The organism is Paracoccus broussonetiae (assembly GCF_031854425.1).
GTDB lineage: Bacteria > Pseudomonadota > Alphaproteobacteria > Rhodobacterales > Rhodobacteraceae > Paracoccus > Paracoccus broussonetiae.
The window spans coordinates 68,796-94,323 of record NZ_JAVRQI010000016.1 but is presented as its reverse complement, the minus strand read 5'-3'; the positions used below and the strand labels follow the sequence as shown (position 1 = coordinate 94,323).

Annotated in this window: 23 protein-coding genes; 11 read left to right on the top strand and 12 right to left on the bottom strand. The window is 64.0% G+C overall.

What is annotated here, in order from left to right; genetic code table 11:
- The first annotated feature begins 145 nt into the window (after positions 1-145).
- The 3 genes from RM190_RS19085 (at position 146) to pobA (ending at position 3,650) form a co-directional block, all read left to right on the top strand.
- Positions 146-1,420, top strand: a complete 1,275-nt coding sequence (locus RM190_RS19085; RefSeq protein ID WP_311761058.1) for an MFS transporter — start codon at positions 146-148, stop codon at positions 1,418-1,420.
- Between the two features lie 58 nt (positions 1,421-1,478).
- The gene (locus RM190_RS19080) at positions 1,479-2,372 is read left to right on the top strand and encodes a helix-turn-helix domain-containing protein (protein ID WP_311761057.1); all 894 of its coding nucleotides are present in this window, start codon (positions 1,479-1,481) and stop codon (positions 2,370-2,372) included.
- A gap of 111 nt (positions 2,373-2,483) precedes the next feature.
- Positions 2,484-3,650, top strand: coding sequence for a 4-hydroxybenzoate 3-monooxygenase (gene pobA / locus RM190_RS19075; protein WP_311761056.1), 1,167 nt, complete (start codon positions 2,484-2,486; stop codon positions 3,648-3,650).
- 38 nt (positions 3,651-3,688) lie between these two features.
- Here the strand turns inward: pobA and RM190_RS19070 are convergent, their stop codons facing one another.
- The 5 genes from RM190_RS19070 to RM190_RS19050 form a co-directional block, all read right to left on the bottom strand.
- A complete protein-coding gene (locus RM190_RS19070; protein ID WP_311761055.1) occupies positions 3,689-5,602 on the bottom strand; it encodes a DEAD/DEAH box helicase in 1,914 nt (637 codons plus the stop codon).
- A 140-nt stretch (positions 5,603-5,742) separates the two neighbouring features.
- Positions 5,743-7,233, bottom strand: coding sequence for an amino acid permease (locus tag RM190_RS19065; protein ID WP_311761054.1), 1,491 nt, complete (start codon positions 7,231-7,233; stop codon positions 5,743-5,745).
- 51 nt (positions 7,234-7,284) lie between these two features.
- A complete protein-coding gene (locus RM190_RS19060; protein WP_311761053.1) occupies positions 7,285-8,001 on the bottom strand; it encodes a GNAT family N-acetyltransferase in 717 nt (238 codons plus the stop codon).
- Positions 7,998-9,128 (bottom strand): o-succinylbenzoate synthase, encoded by a 1,131-nt coding sequence (gene menC, locus RM190_RS19055; protein ID WP_311761052.1) that lies wholly within the window; start codon positions 9,126-9,128, stop codon positions 7,998-8,000. The genes RM190_RS19060 and menC overlap by 4 nt, the downstream gene beginning before the upstream one ends.
- Before the next feature lie 79 nt (positions 9,129-9,207).
- A complete protein-coding gene (locus RM190_RS19050; protein WP_311761051.1) occupies positions 9,208-9,798 on the bottom strand; it encodes a DUF421 domain-containing protein in 591 nt (196 codons plus the stop codon).
- A gap of 74 nt (positions 9,799-9,872) precedes the next feature.
- Between RM190_RS19050 and RM190_RS19045 the strand changes: the two genes are divergently transcribed.
- The gene (locus RM190_RS19045) at positions 9,873-10,052 is read left to right on the top strand and encodes a hypothetical protein (RefSeq protein ID WP_311761050.1); all 180 of its coding nucleotides are present in this window, start codon (positions 9,873-9,875) and stop codon (positions 10,050-10,052) included.
- Here RM190_RS19045 and ada read toward each other — a convergent pair.
- Entirely contained in the window at positions 10,049-11,107 is a 1,059-nt protein-coding gene (ada, locus tag RM190_RS19040) for a bifunctional DNA-binding transcriptional regulator/O6-methylguanine-DNA methyltransferase Ada (RefSeq protein WP_311761049.1), read from the bottom strand. The genes RM190_RS19045 and ada overlap by 4 nt on opposite strands.
- A gap of 289 nt (positions 11,108-11,396) precedes the next feature.
- Between ada and otsB the strand changes: the two genes are divergently transcribed.
- Genes otsB through RM190_RS19025 form a run of 3 tightly spaced genes read left to right on the top strand, consistent with a single transcriptional unit; the run spans position 11,397 to position 15,330 of the window.
- On the top strand, positions 11,397-12,143 hold the full coding sequence (gene otsB / locus RM190_RS19035; RefSeq protein ID WP_311761048.1) for a trehalose-phosphatase: 747 nt from the start codon (positions 11,397-11,399) through the stop codon (positions 12,141-12,143).
- Positions 12,140-13,942 (top strand): glycoside hydrolase family 15 protein, encoded by a 1,803-nt coding sequence (locus RM190_RS19030; RefSeq protein ID WP_311761047.1) that lies wholly within the window; start codon positions 12,140-12,142, stop codon positions 13,940-13,942. Before otsB ends, RM190_RS19030 begins: the two co-directional genes overlap by 4 nt.
- On the top strand, positions 13,939-15,330 hold the full coding sequence (locus RM190_RS19025) for an alpha,alpha-trehalose-phosphate synthase (UDP-forming) (RefSeq protein WP_311761046.1): 1,392 nt from the start codon (positions 13,939-13,941) through the stop codon (positions 15,328-15,330). Before RM190_RS19030 ends, RM190_RS19025 begins: the two co-directional genes overlap by 4 nt.
- On the opposite strand, the gene RM190_RS19020 is transcribed toward RM190_RS19025, so the two are convergent.
- Genes RM190_RS19020 through cyoA form a run of 5 tightly spaced genes read right to left on the bottom strand, consistent with a single transcriptional unit; the run spans position 15,302 to position 20,302 of the window.
- Positions 15,302-15,988, bottom strand: a complete 687-nt coding sequence (locus RM190_RS19020; protein WP_311761045.1) for an SURF1 family protein — start codon at positions 15,986-15,988, stop codon at positions 15,302-15,304. The two genes, RM190_RS19025 and RM190_RS19020, sit on opposite strands and share 29 nt — an antisense overlap.
- Positions 15,989-16,047: 59 nt before the next feature.
- Positions 16,048-16,443, bottom strand: coding sequence for a cytochrome o ubiquinol oxidase subunit IV (gene cyoD / locus RM190_RS19015; RefSeq protein ID WP_311761044.1), 396 nt, complete (start codon positions 16,441-16,443; stop codon positions 16,048-16,050).
- Positions 16,443-17,063: a cytochrome o ubiquinol oxidase subunit III gene (gene cyoC, locus RM190_RS19010; protein WP_311761043.1), complete on the bottom strand. Its 621-nt coding sequence runs from the start codon at positions 17,061-17,063 to the stop codon at positions 16,443-16,445. Before cyoC ends, cyoD begins: the two co-directional genes overlap by 1 nt.
- Before the next feature lie 4 nt (positions 17,064-17,067).
- Positions 17,068-19,077 carry a cytochrome o ubiquinol oxidase subunit I gene (gene cyoB, locus RM190_RS19005; protein WP_311761042.1) on the bottom strand — a complete coding sequence of 670 codons (2,010 nt, stop codon included), beginning with the start codon at positions 19,075-19,077 and terminating at the stop codon, positions 17,068-17,070.
- Between the two features lie 13 nt (positions 19,078-19,090).
- On the bottom strand, positions 19,091-20,302 hold the full coding sequence (cyoA, locus tag RM190_RS19000; RefSeq protein ID WP_311761041.1) for a ubiquinol oxidase subunit II: 1,212 nt from the start codon (positions 20,300-20,302) through the stop codon (positions 19,091-19,093).
- A 214-nt stretch (positions 20,303-20,516) separates the two neighbouring features.
- Here cyoA and RM190_RS18995 point away from each other — a divergent pair, with 214 nt between their 5' ends.
- The 4 genes from RM190_RS18995 to RM190_RS18980 all read left to right on the top strand — a co-directional run bounded on the left by RM190_RS18995 (position 20,517) and on the right by RM190_RS18980 (position 24,174).
- On the top strand, positions 20,517-21,830 hold the full coding sequence (locus tag RM190_RS18995; protein WP_311761040.1) for an MFS transporter: 1,314 nt from the start codon (positions 20,517-20,519) through the stop codon (positions 21,828-21,830).
- 119 nt (positions 21,831-21,949) lie between these two features.
- Positions 21,950-22,198 carry a type II toxin-antitoxin system Phd/YefM family antitoxin gene (locus RM190_RS18990; protein ID WP_311761039.1) on the top strand — a complete coding sequence of 83 codons (249 nt, stop codon included), beginning with the start codon at positions 21,950-21,952 and terminating at the stop codon, positions 22,196-22,198.
- Positions 22,199-22,201: 3 nt separating this feature from the next.
- Positions 22,202-22,618 (top strand): type II toxin-antitoxin system VapC family toxin, encoded by a 417-nt coding sequence (locus tag RM190_RS18985; protein ID WP_311761038.1) that lies wholly within the window; start codon positions 22,202-22,204, stop codon positions 22,616-22,618.
- 167 nt (positions 22,619-22,785) lie between these two features.
- A complete protein-coding gene (locus RM190_RS18980) occupies positions 22,786-24,174 on the top strand; it encodes an L-cystine transporter (protein ID WP_311761037.1) in 1,389 nt (462 codons plus the stop codon).
- Positions 24,175-24,225: 51 nt separating this feature from the next.
- Here the strand turns inward: RM190_RS18980 and RM190_RS18975 are convergent, their stop codons facing one another.
- The gene (locus tag RM190_RS18975; RefSeq protein ID WP_311761036.1) at positions 24,226-25,509 is read right to left on the bottom strand and encodes a lytic murein transglycosylase; all 1,284 of its coding nucleotides are present in this window, start codon (positions 25,507-25,509) and stop codon (positions 24,226-24,228) included.
- Positions 25,510-25,528 lie beyond the last annotated feature (19 nt).

The following is a 25,528-nucleotide window of genomic DNA, read 5'->3' as shown; positions in this document are numbered from 1 at the left end:
CTCATCCCATCGACGATCCGGCGCAAGCTTGCCGTCCTCGCTTTGCCATTTACCACCATCGATCCCGCTGATAGTGGCCCCGCGTTCGGACCGGCGCGAGGAGCACGGTTCCGCATTCCGGAATTCGAGGAGGAACTGCATCTTGGTGACGGATGGACATAAGCGCCTGCTGGCCGGCGCAGGCTGGATCTCCAGCCTTTGCTGGGTCGCGGTGGTGCTGGACGGGTTCGATCTGGTGGTGCTCGGCGCCTTGATCCCAACGCTGACGGGCGGCGAATCGCCCTTTATGACCAAGCCCGAGGCGACCTTCGTTTCGACGATCAGCCTTGTCGGCATGACGCTGGGCGCCCTGTTGATCGGGGCGATGACCGACCGCTTCGGACGGCGCAAGTCGATGATCTGGGCCGTGGCCGCGTTTTCGCTGGCGACCCTCGCCTGCGCCTTTGCCCATGATTGGGTTCAGCTTGCGATCTATCGCTTCCTGGCGGGTTTTGGTCTGGGCGGCTGCCTGCCGACCGCGATTGCGCTGGTGACAGAGTTCTCGCGTGGGCAGGCCGGAAAGGCCTCGACCCGGGTGATGACGGGCTATCATGTCGGCGCGGTTGCGACCGCGCTGCTTGGGCTGGCCTTGTTGCCCACCCTGGGCTGGCGCGCCATGTTCATCGCCGGTGCGCTCCCCGGTCTGGTGCTGGTGCCGCTGATGCTGATGCACTTGCCGGAATCGCCCGCCTTCCTGTTGGCCAAGGGTCGCCGGGACGAGGCCGAGGCCATCGCCCGCGCCAACGGCATCTCGATCGAAATCGCCTCTGCCCCGGTCGAAGGTGTTCCGGCGCAAACCGCAGGCGCACTATTCCGTGCCCCCCTGCTGCGCAACAGCATCGGCATCTGGGTCACCTCATTCATGGGGCTGCTGCTGGTCTATGCGCTGAATACCTGGCTGCCCACGCTGATGATCCAGGCCGGATACGGTCTGCAACAGGGCCTGCTCCTGCTGCTTCTGATGAATATCGGCGCCATCTGCGGGCTTCTGGTCGCGGGGCAGGTCGGCGACCGGATCGGGTTGAAGCCCGCCGCGATCCTGTGGTTCCTGGCAAGCGCCGGTTTCCTTGCCGCGCTTTCCGTCAAGGTTCCGGCGCTGGCGCTTTACCCGCTGGTCTTCGTCACTGGCTGCTTCGTCTTCTCGGCTCAGGTGCTGGTCTATGCCTATACGGCTGCGAACCACCCGCCCGCGATCCGGGCCACCGCACTTGGAATGGCGGCGGGGATCGGGCGGATCGGCGCGATCTCGGGTCCGCTGCTGGGCGGAACGCTGGTTTCGCTTGGCGTCGGACACCCTTGGGGCTTTTATGTCTTTGCCGTCGTGGGCCTGCTGGCGGCGATCGCCATCACCACGACGCAGGTGATGAAACAAAAGGTCTGAACGACCCCTTCCCGCGCCCGATTTTTTTTCGGGCGCCGGACCTGGGCAAGGACGCGCCATGACCCGGACCCCGCAGACAGGTATCCCGCATTACTACCTCTATGGGGACCGGGATCAGGATGTCGAACTGGACTTCCTGCATGTCGAGCCGATCCTGGACCGCAGCGGTCCCAACGGCTGGCGCATCCAGGCCCATGCCCATCCCGATCACATGCAGATCATGCTGATCCAAAGCGGCGGCGGCACCATCCGGCTTGAGGATCGAAGCCAGTCGATCCCCGCCCCCGCCGTGCTGGTCCTGCCTGCGGGTTGCGTCCACCAGTTCGAATTCGACCCCGGCACCGACGGCTATGTCGTCACTGCGGCCCTTGGCTGGCTGAATGCCGCGACGGCGACCGATGCGCGGCTGGCTCTTGCCGTCGCACGCCCCGCCGTGATGGGTCTGACCGGGTCCGGTGTCGACATTCCCGCGATCATCGATACCTTCCATTGGCTGCACCGCGAGTTCATCTGGTCCGCCCCTGGGCGTCGCTCGGCCATCATGGCCCTGTTCATGCGGCTTCTGGTGATCGTCCTGCGGCTTGGCATCGCCCAGGAACCGACCGAGCTTGCCCCCGCCGACCGCGATCAGGATCTACTGATCCGGTATCGCGCACTGGTCGAGGCTCATTTTCGGGACCAGCGCTCGCCCTCTTTCTATGCCGCCGAACTGGCGGTGACGACCGCGCGGCTGAACGCCGCCTGCAAGCTGCGCGCGGGCCGCACCGCGACCGAGATCCTGCATGAACGCGTCCTGCTCGAGGCCAAACGCTACCTGATTTATACCGACAACAGCGTAGCGCAGATCGCACATATGGCAGGCTTCGACGACCCGGCCTATTTCAACCGCTTCTTCACGCAGCGCGTGGGGCTTTCGCCGGGAGCCTTCCGCCGACAGGGCGGGACCGACTGACGATCCGTCCAATCTTTCCGACGCCTCGTCCATTTCGTGGCAGGATGGCTTGCGCCATTTTGCCGCAGATCATGAGCGGCACGGTTTCGCCGCTCGAGGAGGAGAAAGATCATGCGCCATCAGGTCTGCATCATTGGCGGCGGTCCGTCCGGGCTGCTGCTTTCATTGCTTCTGCGCCGCGCGGGCGTGGATGCGGTCGTGCTGGAACGGCGCTCTCGCGACTATGTCCTGTCCCGGATCCGGGCGGGCGTGCTGGAACAGGGCCTGTGCGACATGCTGCGCGAAGCCGGCATCGGTTCACGGATGCAGGCGGAAGGTTTTGTCCATGACGGGACCATCATCACCGCCCACGGAACCACCGTTCATATCGACTTCAAGAAGCTGACCGGCAAGACCGTGACCATCTATGGCCAGACCGAGGTCACGCGCGACCTGTATGAGGAGCTGGACCGCATCGGCGCGCCCGTCTTTCACGAGGCCGAGGATGTCGCGATCCACGACGCCGACAGCGACGCCCCCCATGTCACCTTCACCCACCAAGGCCGTAGCCATCGCGTCGATTGCGATTTCATCGCCGGGTGCGACGGATTCCACGGTGTCAGCCGCAACACCATCCCCAAGGCGGTACGCCGCGAGTTTGAGAACGTCTATCCCTTCGGCTGGCTGGGGATTCTGGCCCATACGCCGCCGGTTGCGGACGAACTGGTCTATTCCGGGCATGAGCGCGGCTTTGCGCTTTGTTCGATGCGCAATGCCAATCTCAGCCGCCATTACCTGCAAGTTCCGCTGACCGGCAAGGCCGGGGATTGGAGCGATGACGCCTTCTGGGCCGAGCTGCGGCGGCGCCTGCCCCCGCATCTGGCCGAGACCCTGGTCACCGGACCTTCTATCGAGAAAAGCATCGCGCCGCTGCGCAGCTTCATCTCCGAACCGATGAGCTGGGGGCGCATCTATCTTGCCGGGGACGCCGCGCATATCGTGCCCCCGACCGGGGCCAAGGGGCTGAACCTTGCCGCCTCGGACATCCATTACCTGTCGAAGGCGCTGATCGCGCATTACGCGGGAGACGAAGGGCTGCTTGCCGCCTATTCCGCCACCGCGCTGGCGCGCGTCTGGAAAGCCTCGCGCTTTTCGTGGTCGCTGACACGGATGCTGCACCACTTCCCGGCCGAAGGATCGTTCCTGGCGCGGATGCAGGCGGCCGAGGTCGATTACCTTGCCCATTCCACGGCGGCCCAGACAGCGCTGGCCGAAAACTATGTCGGCCTGCCCTACTGAATGAAAAACGCCCGGCCTATTGGCCGGGCGTCTTTTTCTTATCCCTTGCGACCCTTGGCAAAGCCGGTCTTGCCGGTTTCAGCCTTGCGCCGCGGCGCGGGCTTGGCCCAACCGGCCTTCCCTTCGGCCTTGGCAGGCTTGCTTTTGGTCCAGGGGGCCACCGCGTCATTCGTGCGCTTGCCCGATTTTTCCGCCGTGGTCCAACGCGCCTTGCGGGCAGCCGGGGCGGCGGCTTCGGATTGCGGCTGCTCTTCGCGCCATTCGCCACGCGGGCGTTTTTCGAACGAGCCCTCGGGCTTCTTCTTCGGATAGCCCTTCTTGGCGGGCGCTTCGCGACGGGGTGCCGGGGCCCCGCTGCTGCGTTCGAAATTGGGCATACCGGGATGACGGACCATCATCAGGCCCTCTTCCAGCTCGGTCGCCTCGCCAAAGCGGTCGGCGGCGGCGGCAGCGATCTGCACGAAGCTTTCGTGATCACGCACCTTGATCGCGCCAATGACGTCCTTGGTGACACCCCCTGCTTCGCAGATTTTCGGCAGCAGCCAGCGGGCCTCGGCCCGGCCAGAATAGCCGACGGAAAGCGAGAACCAGACCGAATCCCCAAATTCGCGCGGTTCGCGCGGGGCGCTCGGCGCCGGACGCTCGGTCATCACAGCCAGTTCCTCGGCAGCGGGGCGGCCTTCGCGCCACAGCCGGATGAAGGCCGCGGCGACTTGCTCGGCCCCGAAGCGCGAGATCAGATCCCCCGCCTGCACGGCATCGTCACCGACTTCTTCCAGCAGCGCGGGATGTTCCAGCATCCGCGTGTCGTCCTTGGCCCGCACCTCGTCCGCCGAGGGCGCACCGGACCATTCGGCCTCGATCTTGGCGAATTTCAGCAGGCGCTGCGCCTTCTTGTATTCCGGCGCGATCACGATCAGGGCCGAGACCCCCTTGGACCCGGCGCGGCCCGTCCGACCAGAACGGTGCAGCAGCGTTTCGGCATTGGTCGGCAGATCGGCATGGATCACCAGTTCCAGCCCCGGCAGGTCGATGCCGCGCGCGGCCACGTCGGTCGCGATGCAAACCTGCGCGCGACCGTCCCGCAGCGCCTGAAGTGCGTGGCTGCGTTCCTGCTGGCTAAGCTCACCCGAAAGCGCAACCGCCTTGAAGCCGCGATTGGCCATGCGTGCCAGCAGATAGCTGACATTCGCGCGGGTCTTGCAGAAGACGATGGCCGTCTGCGCCTCGTACAGCCGCAGCAGGTTGAAGATCGCCGGTTCGCGGTCACGCGTCTGCACGCTGATCGCACGGTATTCGATGTCGCCATGCTGGCGAGCCTCGCCATGCGCAACAATGCGCAGCGCGTCGCGCTGGAAATCCTTGGCCAGCTTTTCGATCGCCGGGGGCACGGTGGCCGAGAACATCAGCGTCCGGCGCTCGGCCGGGGCCGCTTCAAGAATGAATTCCAGATCCTCGCGGAAACCAAGATCCAGCATCTCGTCGGCCTCGTCCAGGACCGCGGCGCGCAGGCCGGACAGGTCCAGCCCGCCACGTTCGATATGGTCGCGCAAGCGACCGGGCGTACCGACGACGATATGGGCCCCGCGCTCAAGCGCACGGCGTTCGTTGCGGTAATCCATGCCGCCGACACAGGTTGCAATGCGCGCACCTGCCTCGCCGTAAAGCCAGGCCAGTTCGCGGGCGACTTGCAGCGCCAGTTCGCGCGTCGGTGCAATGGCCAGCGCCAGTGGCACCTCGGCAGGCGCCAGGGTGTCGCCATCGCCCAGGATGTCGGGTGCCATGGCCAGGCCAAAGGCCACGGTCTTGCCCGAACCGGTCTGGGCCGAGACCAGCAGGTCGCGACCGGAAGTATCATCCGCCAGGACGGCATCTTGCACGGAGGTCAGGCTGGCATAGCCCTTGGCTGCCAGTGCCGCGGCCAAAGGCCCGGCAATACGAAGTTCTGTCATGTTTTCGCCAGAAAAGGGGGTGCCGAACACCCGATGAGCGGCACCAGACCCTTCGCGGCAGGGAACCAAACCCTTCGCCGCTCCGGACACGCGGAGCCAAAGGCCGCCGTTTAGACGACCCTGCTGCATAAGTAAAGGCGCTATTCGCCCGGCTGGCCCTTCCCGCGCAGGCCTGACCCAGCGTCACGCCCCTCAAGCACCGATCTGCGCGAGGCATAAAGCAGATAGAATGCCGCGGCGAGGATCAGCCAGATCGCCGTCATGCGGAAGACAATCATCGGCAGGCTGGAAATCAGGTAAAGGCAGCACAGGATGCTGAGGATCGGCAGTACCGGGAACAGCGGCACGCGGAACCCGCGCGGCGCCTCGGGGCTGCGATAGCGCAGGATGATGACGCCAAGCGACACCACGGTAAACGCCGTCAGCGTGCCCATGCTGGTCAGGTCCCACAGGATGTCCGCGGGCAGGAAGGCCGCGATGGCACCGACAAAGCAGGACACGATCACCGTGTTCACCGCAGGGACGCGGGTATGGGCGTTCACACGACTGAAGACCGGCGGCAGCAATCCGTCGCGCGACATGGCGAACAGAATGCGCGTCTGTCCGTAAAGCACCACCAGCGTCACCGAAAAGACCGAGATGACCGCACCCGCCGAAAGGATCACGGCGGGGATCGGCGATCCCGTCACGTTCTGCAGGATGACGGCAAGCCCGGCCTCCTGTCCGCCGAACATGCCTTGCGGCTGCGCGCCAAGCGCCGCCAGCGCGACCAGAAGGTAGAAGCCGATGACGATGAACAGTGCCAAAATGATCGCCAGCGGCAGATTCCGGCGCGGATTCTGCACCTCGTCCCCCGCGGTCGACACCGCATCAAGACCTATGAAGGTGAAGAAGATCGACCCCGCTGCCGCGCTGATCCCCGCAAAGCCATGGGGGGCAAAGGGCACAAGGTTCCCACTGTCAAAGGCGCTGAAGGCAAGGACGATAAACAGCGCCAGCACCGCCAGCTTGACCATCACCATGATCGCGTTGGCACGGGCGGATTCACGCGCCCCCCGCATCAGCAGCAGACAGCAAAGAAAGACCAGAAACGCGGCAGGCAGGTTGATCAGCCCGTCGCCGCCCCGGTGCAGCGTATATCCCTCGGCGACAAGCGGGGCGTGCAACAGAGCGCGCGGCAGCTCCAATCCGGTCGTCACGAAAATGAGGTTGTGCAGATACTCGCTCCACCCCACGGCGACCGCGCCGGCAGAGACGCCGTATTCAAGGACAAGGCAGGCCGCGACCAGAAAGGCCACGCCCTCACCCATCGTGGCATAGGCATAGGAATAACTGGACCCCGCGACCGGGATCATCGAACTCATCTCGGCATAGCAAAGGGCGGTCAGGCCGGCAGCGAAACCCGCGATCAGAAAGGAAACCAGCACCGCCGGTCCCGCCGTCGGCACCTGTTCGGCGAGCACGAAGAAGATGCCCGTGCCGACCGTCGCGCCGACACCGAGCATGGTCAACTGGAACAGCGTGATGCTGCGGCCCAGCTCTGCGCCCCGCTGTTCGGCGGCCTGCTCGGCGAAAAGACTGATCGGCTTCTTGCGCAAAAGCCGTTGCGCAAGCGACATCGGGTTCATCATCGTTACCAGCATTCCTTCGTGGTGCAGCGTCGGACGGGACCCCCGCCCGGATCAGGACTGCGCGTCCGAAAGCAGATAGGCCGCATCGCGGTTGTCGAATCCAGTGATCCTTTGGCCCCGGCCAAAGGCCTCGGTCAAGGCCCTGCGCAGGTCCATGCGCGCAAGCAGCGCAGCGTCAATGTCGCACAGCAGCAGCCCGTCAAGATCGGCAGGGATCGCAATGCGCGTGGACCCCGGCATGGGCGCGGGTCTGGTTCCGGCAGCCCGAAACGCCACCGCGGGACTGTCAAGCTGCCAGTCCACCATGACTCGGTCCGAGGGAAGCCCCGCGTTGATCCCCTCCATCACACCATAGTAGTTTTCAAGATATGTGCCGGAAGTCGCTCCCAACGCGCCGATATTCAGGCTGGCATTGACGGCGCGCAGGGGATCATAGGTCCAGCGAACCAACGTTAACCCGCGCGCCAGGCACCAGTCACGCTGGAACCATTTCAGCCGCAGGCCAAGCCTCAGCCCGCGCGCTTCCGGCAGAACCCCCAGCCGGTGCGAGTGCTGGACGCCTGGAGTCGCGCTCGGAAACGCGAACAGGAAGGCCAGCATACGCGCACCTTCGAACGCTCCAGCGACAAGTCCGCCTTCGTGCTGGATCGCCAGCATCAGATCGGCATTGTCAGCGGGATCTTCCTGACCCCAGACCGCACGCTGGAAATCCTCCGAGGCTTTCAGCTCGGCCAGTGTCGCCAGTTCGCGCAGCACGATTTCGGTCATGGCCGGAAGTCTTGCCGCTGGCTAGTCACGCTGTCGAGATAGGGGCGGTCCAATGTGACCCCAAGACCGGGGCCGTGACGCGGTATCGGCATCAGCCCGCCAACTGCCTCAAGTTGCTGCTCGACGATATCCCTTTTGAAGTAGCGGCTTGCGGAAGATGTATCGCCCGGTTTCGAGAAATTGGGCAGACTCGCCAGATGGATATTGTGTGCCCGGCCGATCCCCGATTCCAGCATCCCGCCGCACCAGACCGGAACATCGAAGGCCGCGCAAAGGTCGTGGATGGCGCGGGCTGGGCCAAAGCCCCCGACGCGCCCGACCTTGATGTTGATGACCCGCGCAGCCTCGGTCACCAGCGCCTTGCGGGCGTCGGTGGCGGAACGGATGCTTTCGTCCAGGCAGATCGCCGTCAACAAGTGACGTTGAATCCGGGAATGGTCGTCGATGTCGTCAAAGGCCAGGGGCTGCTCGATATAGTCCAGCCCGAACTGGTCCATCGTCTTCAGCAGGGGCAGATCCGGCAGGCGATAGTCGGTATTCGCATCGACTGTCAGCTTGATCGTGGGAAAGGCATTGCGCACCGCGGCCAGCAATTCCAGATCATGGCCACGGCGGATCTTCAGCTTGACGCGGCGATACCCCCCCTCGACCGCCGTCGCGACCCGTTCAAGGGTCGTGGGGATATCCGCGATGCCCAGGCTGACGCCCACCTCGACCGCCTCGCGGGTGCCGCCAAGGGCGGCAGTCAGGGGAATGTTCAGCGCCTTGGCCCACATGTCCCAGACCGCCATTTCGACCATGGCCTTCGCCATCCGGTGTCCGCGCCAGGGATCAAGGATCGCCGCCAGTTCCGCGGGCGAGGCAAAGCTGCGGCCCAGAATCTGCGGCAGGATCGCCTGTTCCAGGAAAGCCAGCGATCCGGCCTGCGTTTCCTCAAGATAATCCGGCAGGATGTCCATGACACCTTCGCCAAAGCCCTCCAATCCATCGCCCCGCAGCGTCAGAAGCGGAAAAATCTTGTCCGTCATCGTCCCGGTGGAGATGACAAAGGGGGTCAGCAGGGGCAGATGAACGATGCGGATCTCGGCCGCATCGATGCGGATGCCGGGAAATTGGGGCTGGGTCATGATATGCTCGCGTCCGTGACGCATCGCAAACTGCGGCGGAATTGACCCCAGCGCAAGCGGCCCACTGCGTCGCATCGGATCACCGTGATGCAGATCCGGTGATGCCCGCAGCCCCCGCAAGCTCGGCCTCGGGCAGGGCAGGCGGTTGATAAAGGCCCGTGGCAGGCACCTCGGACCGTGACCGGACCAGGACCGACACGGTGCCGTTGGTTTCCAGCACCGCCAGCAACACCTGTGAAAGATCGTCCACGCCCTTGTCGCGCAACTTCATGTAAAGCTCGTGCTCTCCGATCCCGCGGCTGCGGATCTTGTGGCGGTCGACGCGCCCCTCGATCACGACGACCTGCGGACTGCCTTCAAAGAACCGAGTCAGGCGCGACGACTGCATGATCGCAAGGTCCACCAGCTTGTTGGCCAGCACGACCAGCAGGATCGCCAGCATCGCCGGGATCAGAGGCACGTCAGGATAGAACAGCGAATCTCCGACCGCCGAGCCGATCGCAATGACCAGCAGGAACTCGACGATCGAAAGCTGCGCGATGCTGCGCCCGCCAATCCAGCGCATCAGCGCCAGCGTATAGAAATAGATGATGCAGGTGCGGAACAGGATTTCGGCCAGAAACAGCGGATCCTGCTCTCCCATGAAAATACGTTGCAGTTCTTGCGACATGGCCAATCTCCGAAAGCGGCAGATTGGAACGCAGCCCCCCTTCATCCCGGTTCCCGACTGCGCTAGACAGGGCCATGCTTGTTGATCCGAACAACCCCTTCTTCGACCGTCTCTGGGTACGCCTGCTTTGCGTCCTGGGCCCGCTGGCCTGGGCCGGGGTTGAGTATATCAACGGCGCACAGCTTTGGGCCGCGGGCTTTGCCGCGGCCGGGCTTTACCTCGCCTATGCCCTGTTCTGGCAGCGCGGACGCTAGCGCGTCGCCTCGCGGTCAAGCAGTTCGCGCTTGCGCTCGACGCCCCAGCGATAACCAGACAGCGCGCCATCATTGCGCACCACGCGGTGGCACGGGATCACCACCGCCAGCTTGTTCGCCGCGCAAGCCCCGGCCACTGCCCGCACCGCCGCAGGAGAACCGATCCGCGCGGCAAGTTCGGCATAGCTGACAGTCTCGCCCGCCCGGATGTCGCGCAGGGCCTGCCAGACGCGCTGTTGAAAGGCTGTCCCGCGAATGTCCAGCGGCAGATCCAGCCCCTGCCCCGGCGCCTCGACAAATGCGACGACGCGAGCAACCAGCGCCTCGAATGCGTCATCCCCGCCGATCAGCTGCGCCTTGGGGAAACGGTCCTGCAGCTCGGCCAGCAGAGGCTCGGGTTCGTCGCCGAGCGAAATCGCGCAGATGCCCCGGTGGGTGCTGGCGACCAGGATCGCCCCCAGCGCGCTTTGGGCCAGCGCAAAGCGGATCACCGCGTCTTCTCCGCCCTTGCGGAAAGCCGATGCTGCCATGCCGATCGCGCTGTCGGCACCATCATAGAAACGGCTGGCCGAACCAAACCCTGCCTCATGAATTGCCGCTGTGACACTTGCACCCGAGGCGAGGGCATCGCGGACTCGCGCCGCCCGATGCGCCGCCCCATAGCGGCGCGGCGTCATCCCGGTCACGGCCTTGAACTGGCGGTGAAAATGAAAGGTGCTGAGGCCGATCCGCCGGGCCAGATCCTCGGTCGAGGGCATTTCCTCGGCCTCTTCGATCATGCGGCAGGCGGCGGCGACCAGCACGGCATTGGCCTGCGCCGGGGACTGGCCGCGCGGATTGCAGCGCAGGCAGGGGCGAAACCCCTGCGCCTCGGCTGCGTCGGGGCTTGCGAAGAAGCCGACATTCCGGGGATTGGCGCGACGTGACGCACAGGACGGCCGACAATAGACGCCGGTCGTGCGCACCGCATAGACGAAAGTGCCATCGGCGCTGCGATCGCGTGACATCACGGCCTGCCAGCGGGGATCGAGCGCGGTCTTTTGATCCTGGTCCATCAACATGATATAGCCCTTCCCGTTCATGATGGGCAGAGCCTAGGCGATCGCTTCGACCGATACGCCCCGCTGCTTGCTGTCAAATTGCCCCTTCGCCGCGCAGATGCAGGCATTCATCGGGCAATAGCGGGCCGCGCGCCGCCGCATCCCCGGATCGGCGGGAACCGCCACTGCGCCTGCCGTCTTTACTTCGCAGTGGGTGCCGCCTCGTCTGTCGCGAACCCCGAACCTCGCACCCCTCCGGGCGCGTCGTCATCATGCAAGAGCATCATCTGAAAGGACGGATGGCTTGAAGGATATCACTGCCGAATTCTGTGCGCTCGATCTTGAGCGTTTTGCGTTTTTCTTTGATTTCGACGGCACTTTGGCCGAAATCGCACCGCGCCCGCAGGATGTGGTCCTGTCACCGGGCCTGCGCCGCGATCTTGGCCAACTATATCTTCGCACCCGCGGTGCGGTCGCCATCATCACCGGGCGCCAAAGCAGCGAACTGGTGTCCCTGGTCGGGCCGGATCTGCCGGTCGCCGGGTTGCATGGCATGGACTTCCCGGATGCCGCCCCGACCCCGGACCGCATCGTCGCCGCCCGCGTGGCGGCCATCCGGTCGCTTCTGCCCGATCTGGCACGGCTGATCGCGGACCACCCCGGCGCGCTGCTGGAGGACAAGCGGCAAGGCTTCGCCCTGCACTGGCGCGGCGCGCCCGAAGCCGAGGCCGCATTGACCCATGCCGCGCAGGAGGCCCTTGCCCGGCTCGGCGACGGCTGGTCCCTGCAACCCGGCAAAAGCGTAATCGAGATCCGCCCGGCCGGAGATGACAAGGGCACCGCGCTCCGCCGTTTCTTGACCCTTCCCGCCTTTCGCGGGCGCCGCCCGATTGCCTTTGGCGACGACCTGAATGACCTTCCCATGCTTGCCTCCGCGCAAGCCGCCGGCGGCATTGCCGTCGCGATGGGAGAGGTTCCTCTTGCCGCCGATCTGCGTCTTGCAGGGCCCGAAGCGCTGGCGGCATGGCTGAACGAAAGGTTGGCGGCATGACGGATCTGAGCGTGAAACCCTCGCTAGAGCTGGGCATCATCGGGAATGCCGCCACTGCCGCACTTGTCGACCGCTTCGGCGACATCGTCTGGATGTGCCTTCCGCGATTTGACGGCGACCCGGCCTTTTGCAGTCTGCTGGAACCCAAGGTCGGGCCACAGGACGGGGTCTGGTCCGTCCGCTGTGACGACTTGACCGAGACACGGCAAAGCTATCGCCGCAATACCGCCATTCTAGAGACGGTGCAGATCGACGCGCAGGGCAACAGCCTGCGCATCATTGATTTCCTCCCCCGCTTTCGCGACCGCGGGCGGATGTTCAGGGGCCGCACGCTGGTCCGGATTATCGAACCACTGCAGGGAATGCCGCGCATCACCACGCGCCTTCGGCCACGCCACGGTTATGGCGCCCATTCCGCCACGGTACGGCGCGGGTCGAACCACTTGCGTTATGAACTGGGTGAAGAACGGCTGCGGCTGACCACCTCGGCCCCGGTTGAGTTCGTGCTGAACGAGACGCCGTTCCTGCTGGACCGGCCGCGGGTCTTCCTGCTGGGCCCGGATGAACCGCTCAGCGAAGCGCCCGAGGTTCTGGCCGCAAGCTTTCTGGACCGGACGCAAGGCTACTGGGCCGACTGGGTGCGCGCGCTGTCGATCCCGCCCGATTACCAGGATGCCGTGATCAGGGCCGCAATCACGCTGAAACTGTGCGAATACGAGGAAACGGGGGCGATCGTCGCCGCGCTGACGACCTCTATCCCTGAATACCAAGGCACGGGACGAAACTGGGACTACCGCTATTGCTGGCTTCGCGACAGCTTCTTCACCGTGAAGGCGCTGAACAGTCTGGGCGTAACCAAGACGATGGAGGACTATCTCGAATATGTCCTGAACCTCGCCACCGGGTCGCCTGACGGTTATATGCAGCCCCTTTTTGGTCTTGGCCATGAACGCGTCATTGTCGAGGAAAGCTGCGACGCGCTTGCGGGCTATGCCGGGAACGCCCCGGTCCGGCGCGGCAATGCGGCCTATGTGCAGGTCCAGAATGACGGCTATGGCTCGGTCATCCTGGCAGTCAGCCAATGCTTTTTTGACGAACGCCTGCCACGGCTGGGCGGGATCGATCTGTTTCACCGGCTGGAGGTACTTGGCGAGCAGGCCGTTGCCCGCTGGAACACGCCGGATGCCGGGCTATGGGAATTCCGGACCCGCGAGAGCATCCACACCCATTCGGCCATGATGTGTTGGGGCGCCTGCGACCGGCTGGCCCGGATCGCGGCGCATCTGGGGCTTGAGGACCGCGCGACCCGCTGGGGAGCCGAGGCCGCCAAAATACGCGAGGCCATCGAAGCCTATGGTTGGAGCGAGACGCGCCAAAGCTATGTCATGGCCTTTGGCAGCGACGACCTGGACGCAAGCCTGCTGCTGATGACCGAGATCGGCTATACGACCGGCGCCAATCCCCGTTACCGCGCCACAGTGCTGGCCATCGAGGCCGAGTTGCGGCAGGGACATCACCTGTTCCGCTACAAGACCCCTGACGATTTCGGCGCGCCCGAAACCGCCTTTACCGCCTGCACCTTCTGGCTCATCGACGCGCTGAGCAGGCTGGGCCGGACCGACGAGGCGCGCGAGATCTTTGCCGCCGTGCTGGCACAGCGCAACAGCCTGGGGTTGCTCTCCGAGGGGGTCCATGTCGCCAGCCGCACGCTTTGGGGCAACTTCCCGCAGACCTATTCAATGGTAGGTCTCATCAATGCCGCCGGCAAGCTGTCGCGCCGGTGGGAGGACGTCGTATGAGCCGTCTTGTCGTGGTCTCGAACCGGCTGCCCGCGCTTGGCAAGGGTGTCGCCGCCGGCGGGCTGGCCGTGGCGCTGGAAGCGGCGCTGAAGGATGAGGACGGCCTGTGGCTGGGCTGGTCGGGCAAGACGAACGATGAGGCCGCAGCGCCCCGTCTGCAGGTCGAAGGCAGGGTCACCTATGCGGCGCTGGATCTGACGCAGGAGGATATTGCTGGCTATTATGAAGGGATCTCGAACAGCGTTCTCTGGCCGCTTTGCCATTATCGCGCGGATCTGCTGGAATATTCCCGCGGCGACATGGACCGCTATCTTGCGGTCAACGACAAGTTCGCAGATGCGCTGCTGCCGATGCTGCGGCCGGACGATCTGATCTGGGTGCATGACTATCACCTGATTCCGCTGGCCTCGGCCCTGCGCGACAGGGGGGTGCAGAACCGCATCGGTTATTTCCACCACATTCCCTGGCCCGCGCAGGACATGTTCCGGGCCCTGCCCCGCGCGCGCTGCTTCCTGTCCGCGATGCTCAGCTATGACGTCGTCGGGCTTCAGACCCGCGCGGATGTGCGAAACCTGCGCGACTCGGTCGAAGCGATGCGCGGCACGCTGGAGGCGACGACCCCTCCGCGCGGCACGCGGATCGGGGACTATCCCATTTCAATCGATACCGAAGGATTCGCCAGCCGGGCGCGCCGCGCCCGCAACCTGCCGCGTATTCGCGACCTTTATCAGCAATTCGGGCAGCGGGATCTGGTGATCGGGGTGGACCGGTTGGATTACTCGAAGGGCCTTCCCGAACGGCTGCGCGCGATCGAGCAGCTTCTGGACAATCACGGTGGCCTGCACAACCGCGTCAGTTTCCTGCAGATCACCCCGGCCTCGCGTAGCGGGATCGAAGGCTATGACCGCATCCAGCAGGAGGTGGCCGAGCGTGCGGGTCGCCTGAATGCCAGCTATGGAACGCTGGACTGGGTGCCGGTGCGCTATATCAACCGCGCCTTCAGCCACAGCCTTCTGGCCGGGCTTTATCGGCTGGCGCGCGTCGGGCTGGTCACACCGTTGCGGGACGGGATGAACCTTGTGGCCAAGGAATATGTCGCGGCGCAAGACCCCGAGGATCCCGGCGTTCTGGTCCTGTCGCAATTCGCCGGGGCCGCGGAAGAGATGGGCGCGGCCCTGATCGTCAATCCCTATGACGTCGAGGAGGTCGCGAATGCCATCGCCCGCGCCCTGACCATGCCGATCGAGGAGCGGCGCGACAGGCATTCGGTCCTGATGCGGCGGCTGGAAAGCTATCCGGTGTCTACCTGGGCAAGATCTTTCCTGCACGATCTGACACCGCCCGAAACGCGGGAACGGCTTAGTCTCCAAGCCGCCGATCCGCCCTGAGGACGTAGAACGCGCCAAGCGCCAAACCCGCGGCCATGGCGAACCATGTCAGCGCATAGCTGAGATGGCTGTTGCGGAAACTGACTACCGTCAGTCCACCGACCGGCAGGGCCTGCGGGTTCTGGCCTGGGTCGGCGTCGATGAAATAGGGGGCATGCGTGCCAAGGCCCGCATCTGCCGACAGGGCCTCGACATCGCGGGAATACCAGCGACCCGCCGCGGGATCATTCGAGCGAAGGAAAGCCCCGTCAGGCTGCGTGATCCGCAAAAGTCCGGATACGGCCTGGTCGCCGTTGGGCTGGATTCGGTCGGCGGCCTCGCGGCGATCCTGCGGAACGAAGCCGCGATTGATCCAGACTGCCCAGCCCTGATCCGTTTGCAGGGGTGTCATGACCCAGAAGCCGGGTCCCTGCTGCGTAACTGCCTGAACCAGCCGGTCACGGCTGAAATCGAATTGGCCCGTCACCTCGACCCGACGATATTCGTCGGGGCCGCTTGCGATCCCCGGCCATTCCGCCTCGGCCGGAGCCGGAACCGCCGGGGCGGCCAGCCTCGCCTCGACCCGCGCGATCAGGTCGGTTTTCCAGGCGAGGCGCTGCACCTGCCAGATGCCCAGTCCGCAAAACAGAATGACGCCCACCGTCGAGGCGAGCGCCATCAGGGTCCAGGCCAGTCGTGACCTGGACCGACGCGGCCCTTGGGGGGCCGCGCGCGATATCATGGCATGACCTGCAATTCGTGGTTCATCTGCGGCATCATGTTCGTGTTCAGGTGGAACATGACCCACAGCGAACCTGCCAGCATGATGACGACGATCATCACGGTGAAGATGGTGGACAGAAGCGTCCAGCCTTCTTCAGACGAGCTGTTCATGTGCAGGAAGTAGATCATGTGGACCAGCACCTGCGCCGCCGCGCACAGCACGACCACCGCGATGGTCAGTGCGCGACTGTCGAAGCCCCCGCCCATGACGATGCCGAAGGGGATCACAGTCAGGATCACTGCCAGCACGAAGCCGGTCATGTAGCTTTTGAAGCTGCCATGATCGTGGTGGTCGTCATGGCCGTGATGCGCCCCATGGTCCGCGCCATGATGGTTATGCGAATGTGCCATCAGATCACCCCCATGAGATAGACGACGGTGAAGACCCCGATCCAGATCAGGTCCAGGAAGTGCCAGAACAGGCTGAGGCACATCAGGCGCCTTTGGTTGGCCGCAGTCAGGCCGAACTTGGTGACCTGAACCATCAGCGTGACCAGCCAGATCGAACCGAAGGTCACGTGCAGCCCGTGGGTGCCGACCAGCGTGAAGAAGGCCGACAGGAAGGCCGAGCGCTGCGGCCCCGCCCCCTCGTGGATCATGTGGCTGAACTCGTAAAGTTCGATCGAAAGGAAGCACAGACCGAAGACCAGCGTGATCGCCAGCCATTTCAGCGTTCCCCCCTTGTCGCCGCGGGCCATGCGAAGCATCGCGAAGCCGTAGGTGATCGACGAGAAGAGCAGCATGGCGGTGTTGACCGCCACCAGTTCGAGGTCGAACAGGTCCTTCGGACCCGGCCCGGCCGCAAGGTTGCCGTGAAGCACCCCATAGGTCGCGAAGAGGACTGCGAACATCAGGCAGTCGCTCATCAGGTAGACCCAGAAGCCGATATTGGTCGAGGCACCTTCCGGGTGATGGTGGGGCTCGGTCTCCCAATAGTCGGCCGGGCCCTGGATTTGGGTAACGGTGCTCATCGCATCATGCTCCCTGTGCCAATTGGGCGTCGCGGGCATTCTCGACCGCGCGAACCTCTTCGGCGGGGACGTAGTAATCCCGGTCGTAGTTGAACGTGTGATAGATCGCGTAGCCGACCACGCCCACGAAGGACAGGATGGCAAGCCACCAGATGTACCAGATCATCGCGATGCCGAAGACCGTGCAAAGCGCAGCCAGGACCACACCCGAGCCGGTGTAATGCGGCATGTGGATCGGGATGTAGCTGGCCTGCGGACGCGCAGCCCCCGCCTCTTTCATCTCGGCCCAGGCATCAAGCCCGTGAATGACCGGGGTAAAGGCGAAGTTGTAGGCCGGCGGCGGCGACGAGGTCGCCCATTCCAGCGTCCGCCCGTTCCACGGGTCGCCCGTCACGTCGCGGTATTCGGGCTCGTTGCGCTTCCAGATGGAAATGCCGAACTGGACGAACATCGCACCGATGCCGCAAGCGATCAGGAAGGCGCCGATACCGGCGATGATGAACCAGATCTGCAGGCTCGGGTCGTCGAAGACGCGCATCCGGCGGGTCACACCCATCAGGCCCAGGATATAAAGCGGCATGAAGGCCACCCAGAAACCCACGACCCAGCACCAGAAGCTGACCTTGCCCCAGAAGACGTTCAGCTTGAAGCCGAAGGCCTTGGGCCACCAATAGTTGATCGCCGCGAAGACCCCGAACACCACGCCGCCGATGATCACGTTATGGAAGTGCGCGATCAGGAACAGCGAGTTGTGCAGCACGAAGTCGGCCGGGGGAACCGCCAGCAGAACGCCAGTCATGCCACCGATGGTAAAGGTCAGCATGAACGCGACGGTCCACATCATCGGCAGTTCGAAGCGGACGCGGCCGTGATACATGGTGAACAGCCAGTTGAACAGCTTCGCGCCCGTCGGGATCGAGATGATCATCGTGGTGATCCCGAAGAACGAGTTCACCGAGGCACCCGAACCCATCGTGAAGAAGTGGTGCAGCCACACGAGATAGCTGAGGACCGTGATGCAGACGGTCGCATAGACCATCGAGGTATAGCCGAACAGGCGCTTGCCCGAGAAGGTCGAGGTGACCTCCGAGAACACGCCAAAGAGCGGCAGGATAAGGATATAGACCTCCGGGTGACCCCAGATCCAGATGAGGTTGATATACATCATCGGGCTGCCACCAAGGTCATTGGTGAAGAAGTTGGTGCCGACATAGCGGTCCAGCGTCAGCAGGATCAGCGTCATCGTCAGGACCGGGAACGAGGCCACGATCAGGATGTTCGTGCAGAACGAGGTCCAGGTGAAGACAGGCATCTTCATCATGGTCATGCCCGGCGCGCGCATCTTCAGGATCGTCACCATCAGGTTGATCCCCGACAATGTCGTCCCGACACCGGCGACCTGAAGGCCCCAGATGTAATAGTCGACCCCGACCCACGGGCTATAGGCGATACCCGACAGCGGCGGGAAAGCCAGCCAGCCGGTTTGCGCGAATTCGCCGACGAAAAGCGACATCATCACGATGACCGCGCCGCCCACCGTCATCCAGAACGAGAAGTTGTTCAGGAAGGGGAAGGACACGTCTCGGGCACCGATCTGCAGCGGCACGACATAGTTCATCAGACCGGTGACGAAAGGCATCGCCACGAAGAAGATCATGATGACGCCATGCGCCGTGAAGATCTGGTCATAGTGGTGCGCATTCAGATAGCCCTCGGCCCCGTTGAAGGCCATGGCTTGCTGAAGGCGCATCATGACCGCGTCGGCGAAACCGCGCACGAACATGATGAGGCCAAGGATCATGTACATGATCCCGATCTTCTTGTGGTCGACCGAGGTGAACCACTCTTTCCAGAGATAACCCCAGAGCTTGAACTTGGTCAGCGCGGCAAGCAGCGCCACGCCGCCAAGCGCGACGACCACGAAGGTCGCCAGCACGATCGGCTCCTTCGGGATGGCGTCCCAGTTCAGACGCCCCAGAAGGAAGGTGGTTTCGACATTTGTTGGAATGGCCATCTGGGACTCCGGCTCAGAGTTGGGGCTCGACGGCGTTGGTCCGCCGTGCGTCCTGGATGAGCCGCGGCATGTCGATGCCAAGGCCTAGGCGATTTTCGGGGCGGGGCAGCGCGATGCCACGCATCGGCGACTGGTCCACACGCGTGACCGGCTGCGACTGGCGCAGGTCGTCGAACATGCGGGCCGAGTCGGCGGGCGTGCAGAAGCTGGTGACCATGAAGGGCTCTTGCCCCAGGACCGGGCGGGCAAGCCCGCGGCGGACGTTCTTGTCATGGGTCAGCTGGGCGACGTTGATCGTGCCGGCAAGGCCGGTTCCGCCCTGCGCGTCCAGCGCCATCATCTCGGCCATGCAGATCTTGTTCTGCTCGACACACATGTTGACGACGCGGTCGAACAGCTCGGGATCGACATCGGCGAAGGACATCGGCTTCACGTTCTCGGACGGCGCTTCCAATTCCAGGTAGCGCTGACGATCCAGCATTCCACCACCGGCACGGGCTTCGTCCACCCATTCGTCGAAGGCGGCCTGTTCAAGCGCGTGCGTCTTGAACCGCATCCCCGAGAAGCCGTGGCCCGAATAATGCGAGGCAAGGCCCTGATATTCGCCGGTATTGTTGAAGACGCCGTGCAGCGTCGTCTCCATGCCCGGCATGGCATAGATCATGCCCGCCATGGCCGGAATGTAGAAGGCGTTCATCACCGAGGAAGAGGTCAGGCTGAACTCGACCTCGCGGTCGACCGGCACGGCCAGTTCATTGATCGTGGCAATGCCTTGTTCGGGATAGATGAACAGCCATTTCCAGTCCAGCGCCACGACCTCGACCCGGAAGGGGTCCTTGTCGGGAACCGGCTGGCTGGCGCTTAGCCGGTCCAGCGGACGATAGGGGTCCAGCAGGTGCGTGCCGACCCAGGTCAGCGCACCAAGGCAGATGATGATCAGCAGCGGTGCTGCCCAGATGACCAGCTCGAATTTGGTCGAGTGGTCCCAGTTGGGCTTATAGGTCGCGTTGCGGTTCGAAGCGCGATAGCGCCACGAGAACAGCACGATCAGCACCATCACCGGAATGATGATGATAAGCATCAGGCCGGTCGAGGCCAGAAGCAGATCCTTTTGGCGTTCCGCGATATCGCCGGAGGGTTTCAGAACCTCCAACTTGCAGGCGGACAGTGCCAGGAAAACGGGAGCAAGCGCGACAAAGCGCGCCAAGCGGGGGAGTATACGCATGAAAGCCGTAACCTCACCTGAAGAGGGGGCATTGGGAAGGTGTAGATGGGGCCAACCCCCTAAGGGATCGTGACTGCGTCAGACATAGGACAATTTGCCACACCCTGCGCATCTTGAACATCATCGTTGACCAGACGAAGAACGCAGCCACTAAATGCCCTTAAGTCCCCTCGCCCCCTACGCTGTCGGGAGCCCCTGATTAGGTGAGCTAGACATGTGCGCAGCCACTCCCAATACCTCTACCCTGCCCCGTGAAGCGACGCCCGGTCATCACGTCTCCCCCTCGGATATCGCGGTGGGCGTCATCATCGGTCGCTCGTCCGAGTTCTTCGACTTCTTCGTCTTCGCGATCGCCTCGGTCATCGTCTTTCCGCAAAGGTATTTTTCCTTTGTCGATCCGTTGTCTGCGACTCTATGGTCCTTTGCCGTCTTCGCGCTGGCATTCCTTGCACGCCCGCTGGGAACGGCCTTCTTCACGGTGATCGACCGCAACTATGGCAAAAGCGTCAAGCTAACGCTGGCGCTGCTGATCCTCGGCACCTCGACGGTCGGCATGGGTCTGATCCCGTCCTATGATCAGGTCGGCGGCATCTCGATCGCCGTGCTCTGCCTTCTGCGAATCGGTCAGGGCTTTGCCCTCGGCGGGGCGTGGGACGGCCTGCCCTCGCTTCTGAACATGAACGCCCCCGAAGGTCGCCGCGGCCTTTACGTCATGGTGCCCCAGCTTGGCGCACCGGTCGGACTGATCGTGGCAAGCCTGCTGTTCGCCTATCTCCTGTCGAACATGTCGCAGGCCGATTTCCTGAACTGGGGCTGGCGTTATCCCTTCTTCGTGGCCTTCGCGATCAACGTCGTGGCCCTGTTCGCACGCCTGCGCATCGTCGTGACCCCGGAATATACCGAGGCGTTCCAGAACCACGAGCTGGAGCCGACCAGCTTCCGTGCAGCCTTCAAGACCGAAGGCGAGACGATCCTGGCCGGCGCCTTCGTGCCCCTGGCAAGCTTCGCGCTGTTCCACATGGTCACGGTGTTCCCGCTGTCCTGGATCTATCTTTATACCAATGAGACTTTGACCAGCTTCCTGCTGATCGAGTCGCTGGCCGCGGCCTTCGGCTTCGTCGCGATCATCCTGTCTGGGGTGCTGGCGGATCGGATTGGTCACCGCAAACTGCTGTTCCGGGGCGCCGTCGCCATCGCGATCTTCAGCCTGATCGCACCCCTTCTGCTGGCTGGCAATCAGCTTGGCGAAGCGATCTACATGATCGTCGGTTTCATCCTGCTGGGCCTTAGCTTCGGGCAAAGCTCGGGTGCGGTCGCCTCGCTGTTCCAGCCGCAGCGCCGCTATACCGGCTCGGCCATCGTGTCGGACTTCGCCTGGCTCTTCGGTGCGGGCTTCGCGCCGCTGGCGGCATTGGCTCTGGCAGCCTGGCTTGGCCTTCCGGCTGCGGGTCTTTACCTGCTTTCCGGTGCAGTCTGCACCATGGTAGCCCTGTGGTTCGCGCGCCAGCTTCGCCTGCGCGTATCCTGACCTGCCCTTAAAATCTGCAGTGAAGACGCCCGGCGCCACCTTGCGCCGGGCGTTTTTCTTGACAAGGCATCATCCCGCACCTATCTAGCCAGATAGCTAGCCAGCATATCGAGGACGCCATGTGGACCCTTCAGGACGCAAAGAACCGGTTCTCGGCCGTGGTCGAGGCAGCGCTTGCCGGACAGCCGCAGCAGGTCACGCGTCGTGGAAAACCCGCCGTCGTCGTGCTTTCGGCTGCGGAATATGCCCGGATGCAGGCAGCCGCGACTGAACGGCGCGGTTCGTTCATCACGCATCTGACGAACTTCCCTGCCGAGCCTGACGCCGCCCCGCGGGCGCAGGTCGCGCCAAGGGACGTGTCCTTCTGAGCGATGCTGATCCTTGACACAAACGTCCTTTCGGCGCTGCGCCGGCCTGAGCGCAGCCCCCAGATCCAGTCCTGGCTTTCACGGCAGGACGAGGCCACAGTTTACCTGTCGGTCATCACCGTGGGCGAGATCGAGCGCGGCATCGCCCGGCAAGAGACGACCAACCCGGCCTTTGCCCGCGACCTTCGCGACTGGCTGACACGCACCGTCACGATGTTCTCGGACAGGTTGCTGCCCTTTGGCGCGGCCGAGGCCCAGATCTGGGGCCGGCTTTCCGCGCGCATCGGGCATAACGGGGCCGATCTTCTGATCGCGGCAACCGCAATTGCCCATGACGCGACCGTCGTCACCGGCAACATCGCCGATTTCCAGCCCTCGGGTTGCCGACTTCTGGACCCGTTCGGCGAATACCCGGCCTGATATTCCCGGAAAACTCCAGATTCCGTCCCCCGACATTCGATCGGACCGGAACTTTGTTGCCACGTCGGGCGCTTGTCCAAATCGCCCGTGCTTATTTTTTGCTGCCCCTTATCCCGGCGCAAAGCTAAGACTAAACATATCATCCCGTACACTACCGGAGATGCGTCATGGCGTCGGTACTTCTCAATCTCGTCATCTTTGTCGCGCTGCTGGTCGGGATCTACCGGCTGCAGGGGCGCGGCCTTTCCCTGTCCGTGCGCGTGCTGATCGCGCTGGCCATCGGCACGGTCTTCGGCGTCGCGCTGCAACTGGCCGAAGGCAACGGCTCGACCAGCATCACCCAGACGATCAACTGGATCAACATCGTCGGCAACGGCTATGTCCAACTGCTTCAGATGATCGTCATGCCGCTGGTCTTCGTGGCCATCCTGAATGCCGTGTCGAAGCTGCACGACGCGTCATCGCTGGGCAAGATCTCGGTGCTGACGCTGGGCACGCTTTTGCTGACCACCGCAATCGCGGCCCTGGTCGGCGTGATCATGTCGTTGAGCTTCGGCCTCAGCGCGCAGGGCCTGGCGCAGGGCGTGGCGGAATCCGCCCGGCTGACGGCGCTGCAGACCAATTACGCGCCCAAGGTCGCAGACCTGACGGTGCCGCAACTGATCCTGTCCTTCATCCCGAAAAACCCCTTCGCGGACCTGACCGGCGCAAATCCGACCTCGATCATCTCGGTCGTGATCTTCGCCGCCTTCCTGGGCACCGCGGCCATCCGGCTGGTCAGCCGCGACCCGGAAAAGGGCCACCGCCTGATCGCGCTGATCGACCTGATGCAAAGCTGGATCACCCAACTTGTCCGCCTGATCATGGCCCTGACCCCCTATGGCGTCATGGCGCTGATGACCAAGATGGCGGCCACGTCGAACGCGGGCGACATCCTGAACCTCGGCAAGTTCGTCATCGCCTCGTATCTGGGTCTTGCAATCATGTTCGGCGTCCACGCGCTGCTGCTGACCCTGACCGGGGTGAATCCGATGACCTTCTTCCGCAAGGTCATGCCCGCGCTGAGCTTCGCCTTCTCCAGCCGCTCCAGTGCCGCGACGATCCCGCTGAGCGTCGAGATCCAGACCCGCCGTCTGGGCGTGCCGCAGACCATCGCTTCGTTCGCCGCGTCGTTCGGGGCCACGATCGGACAGAACGGCTGCGCCGGGCTTTATCCCGCAATGCTGGCAGTCATGGTCGCGCCGACCGTCGGGGTGAACCCGCTTGATCCCGCATGGATCGCGACCCTTGTCGCCATCGTCACGCTCAGTTCGGCCGGTGTTGCCGGTGTGGGCGGCGGGGCGACCATGGCGGCACTGATCGTCCTTCCGGCGATGGGACTGCCCGTCACGCTGGTGGCACTGCTGATCTCGGTCGAGCCGCTGATCGACATGGGCCGCACCGCGCTGAACGTGAATGGCGCGATGACCGCGGGAACAATCACCTCGCAGGTTCTGGGCCAGACCGATCGCAGCATCCTGGACAGCGAGGGTGCGGGCGAGCTTCGCAACGCCTGACCGGATCGAGAAAAAGGCCGCCCCTGCAAAGGCGGGGGCGGCCTGTCATCATCAGCCGCGCCGCAACTGATCCAGCAGCGCCGCGCTGGGTTCTCCCGTCACTGGAAGCCCGCGCGCGGATTGATAGGACCGGATCGCCGAAATCGTATTCGATCCGACATTGCCATCCACCCCCTGCGTATCGAAGCCGCGCGCCGTCAACAGGCGCTGCATCTCCTTGCGCTGTTCAAGGCGCAGGCCGGGCGCGTCCGCGGGCCAGGGATTGGACAGGCCCGGATAACCCTTGAGCCGGTCCGCCAGCAGCGCCACCGCCAGCGCGTAACTGTCGGCATTGTTATAGCGCAGGATCGCATGGAAGTTCCGCGTGATCAGGAAGGCCGCACCCGACGGACCGCCGGGGATCAGAAGCTCGGTCGAGGTTCCGGCGGGCGGCAGCGGGCGCGATGTCGCCTGCCGGACACCCAGCGCCTGCCAGTCGGCAACGCTGCGCCGCTTGCCCTTGCCCGCAAGGCCGGTGTTGAATCCCGGCGGCAAGGTCACTTCGACGGCCGCGGGCAGACCGTGCTGCCAACCGGATTTCGCCAGGTAGTTCGCCGTCGAGGCCAGCGAATCCGTCGGGTCGTTCGACCAGATGTCGCGGCGGCCGTCGCCGGTGAAATCGACGGCATAGGCAAGATAAGTGGTCGGGATGAACTGGGTATGCCCCATCGCCCCCGCCCAGCTGCCCGACATGTGCCCAGGGTCGATATCGCCCGATTGCAGGATGCGCAGCGCCGCCATCAGCTGGCTGCGGAAGAAGTCGCCGCGATATCCTTCATAGCTCAGCGTTGACAGCGCCTCGATCAGGGGCATGTCGCCACGCCGCTCGCCATAGGTGGATTCCATGCCCCAGACGGCGGTCACGACCTCCTTGTCGACTCCATAGGTCGCCTCGACCCGGCTCAGCGGACCGGAGAAGCGGGATAGCGCCGCGCGACCATTCGTCTGCCGCTTTTCCGACACGGCGTTTTCCAGATACTCCCACAGGGATTTCTTGAACTCGGCCTGACTTTGGCTACGGCGGATGACTTCGGGGTTATACGTCACGTCGCGGAATGCCAGGCTCAGCGTTGCGTCGCTGATCCCTTGCGAACGCGCCCGCGCCTTGAAGCCCTCGACCCAGCTTTGCATCCCCGCCACCTTGGCGGCGGGCGGATTCTGATAGCGGCCCCACTTGATTTCCTGGGTTTGCTGGCTGACGCCGCCGCCCCTTGGCCCATAGCCACCGCCCCCGCACGAGGCGAGGACCAGCGCAAGGATCGTAAAGCTTGCCGTATGCCTGAATGAAATACGCATCACTGCCTCCTGCTCACTT

Coding starts and splice junctions, on each gene's coding strand:
- RM190_RS19030 (WP_311761047.1), top strand. CDS start 12,140: ATGACGGATCTGAGCGTGAAACCCTCGCTAGAGCTGGGCATCATCGGG.
- RM190_RS18975 (WP_311761036.1), bottom strand. CDS start 25,509: ATGCGTATTTCATTCAGGCATACGGCAAGCTTTACGATCCTTGCGCTG.
- RM190_RS19060 (WP_311761053.1), bottom strand. CDS start 8,001: ATGACCGAAATCGTGCTGCGCGAACTGGCGACACTGGCCGAGCTGAAA.
- ada (WP_311761049.1), bottom strand. CDS start 11,107: ATGGACCAGGATCAAAAGACCGCGCTCGATCCCCGCTGGCAGGCCGTG.
- pobA (WP_311761056.1), top strand. CDS start 2,484: ATGCGCCATCAGGTCTGCATCATTGGCGGCGGTCCGTCCGGGCTGCTG.
- RM190_RS18985 (WP_311761038.1), top strand. CDS start 22,202: ATGCTGATCCTTGACACAAACGTCCTTTCGGCGCTGCGCCGGCCTGAG.
- cyoB (WP_311761042.1), bottom strand. CDS start 19,077: ATGGCCATTCCAACAAATGTCGAAACCACCTTCCTTCTGGGGCGTCTG.
- cyoC (WP_311761043.1), bottom strand. CDS start 17,063: ATGAGCACCGTTACCCAAATCCAGGGCCCGGCCGACTATTGGGAGACC.
- RM190_RS19045 (WP_311761050.1), top strand. CDS start 9,873: ATGCTTGTTGATCCGAACAACCCCTTCTTCGACCGTCTCTGGGTACGC.
- cyoA (WP_311761041.1), bottom strand. CDS start 20,302: ATGCGTATACTCCCCCGCTTGGCGCGCTTTGTCGCGCTTGCTCCCGTT.
- RM190_RS18990 (WP_311761039.1), top strand. CDS start 21,950: ATGTGGACCCTTCAGGACGCAAAGAACCGGTTCTCGGCCGTGGTCGAG.
- cyoD (WP_311761044.1), bottom strand. CDS start 16,443: ATGGCACATTCGCATAACCATCATGGCGCGGACCATGGGGCGCATCAC.
- RM190_RS18980 (WP_311761037.1), top strand. CDS start 22,786: ATGGCGTCGGTACTTCTCAATCTCGTCATCTTTGTCGCGCTGCTGGTC.
- RM190_RS19025 (WP_311761046.1), top strand. CDS start 13,939: ATGAGCCGTCTTGTCGTGGTCTCGAACCGGCTGCCCGCGCTTGGCAAG.
- RM190_RS19070 (WP_311761055.1), bottom strand. CDS start 5,602: ATGACAGAACTTCGTATTGCCGGGCCTTTGGCCGCGGCACTGGCAGCC.
- RM190_RS19050 (WP_311761051.1), bottom strand. CDS start 9,798: ATGTCGCAAGAACTGCAACGTATTTTCATGGGAGAGCAGGATCCGCTG.
- menC (WP_311761052.1), bottom strand. CDS start 9,128: ATGACCCAGCCCCAATTTCCCGGCATCCGCATCGATGCGGCCGAGATC.
- RM190_RS19065 (WP_311761054.1), bottom strand. CDS start 7,233: ATGATGAACCCGATGTCGCTTGCGCAACGGCTTTTGCGCAAGAAGCCG.
- RM190_RS19080 (WP_311761057.1), top strand. CDS start 1,479: ATGACCCGGACCCCGCAGACAGGTATCCCGCATTACTACCTCTATGGG.
- RM190_RS19020 (WP_311761045.1), bottom strand. CDS start 15,988: ATGGCGCTCGCCTCGACGGTGGGCGTCATTCTGTTTTGCGGACTGGGC.
- RM190_RS18995 (WP_311761040.1), top strand. CDS start 20,517: ATGTGCGCAGCCACTCCCAATACCTCTACCCTGCCCCGTGAAGCGACG.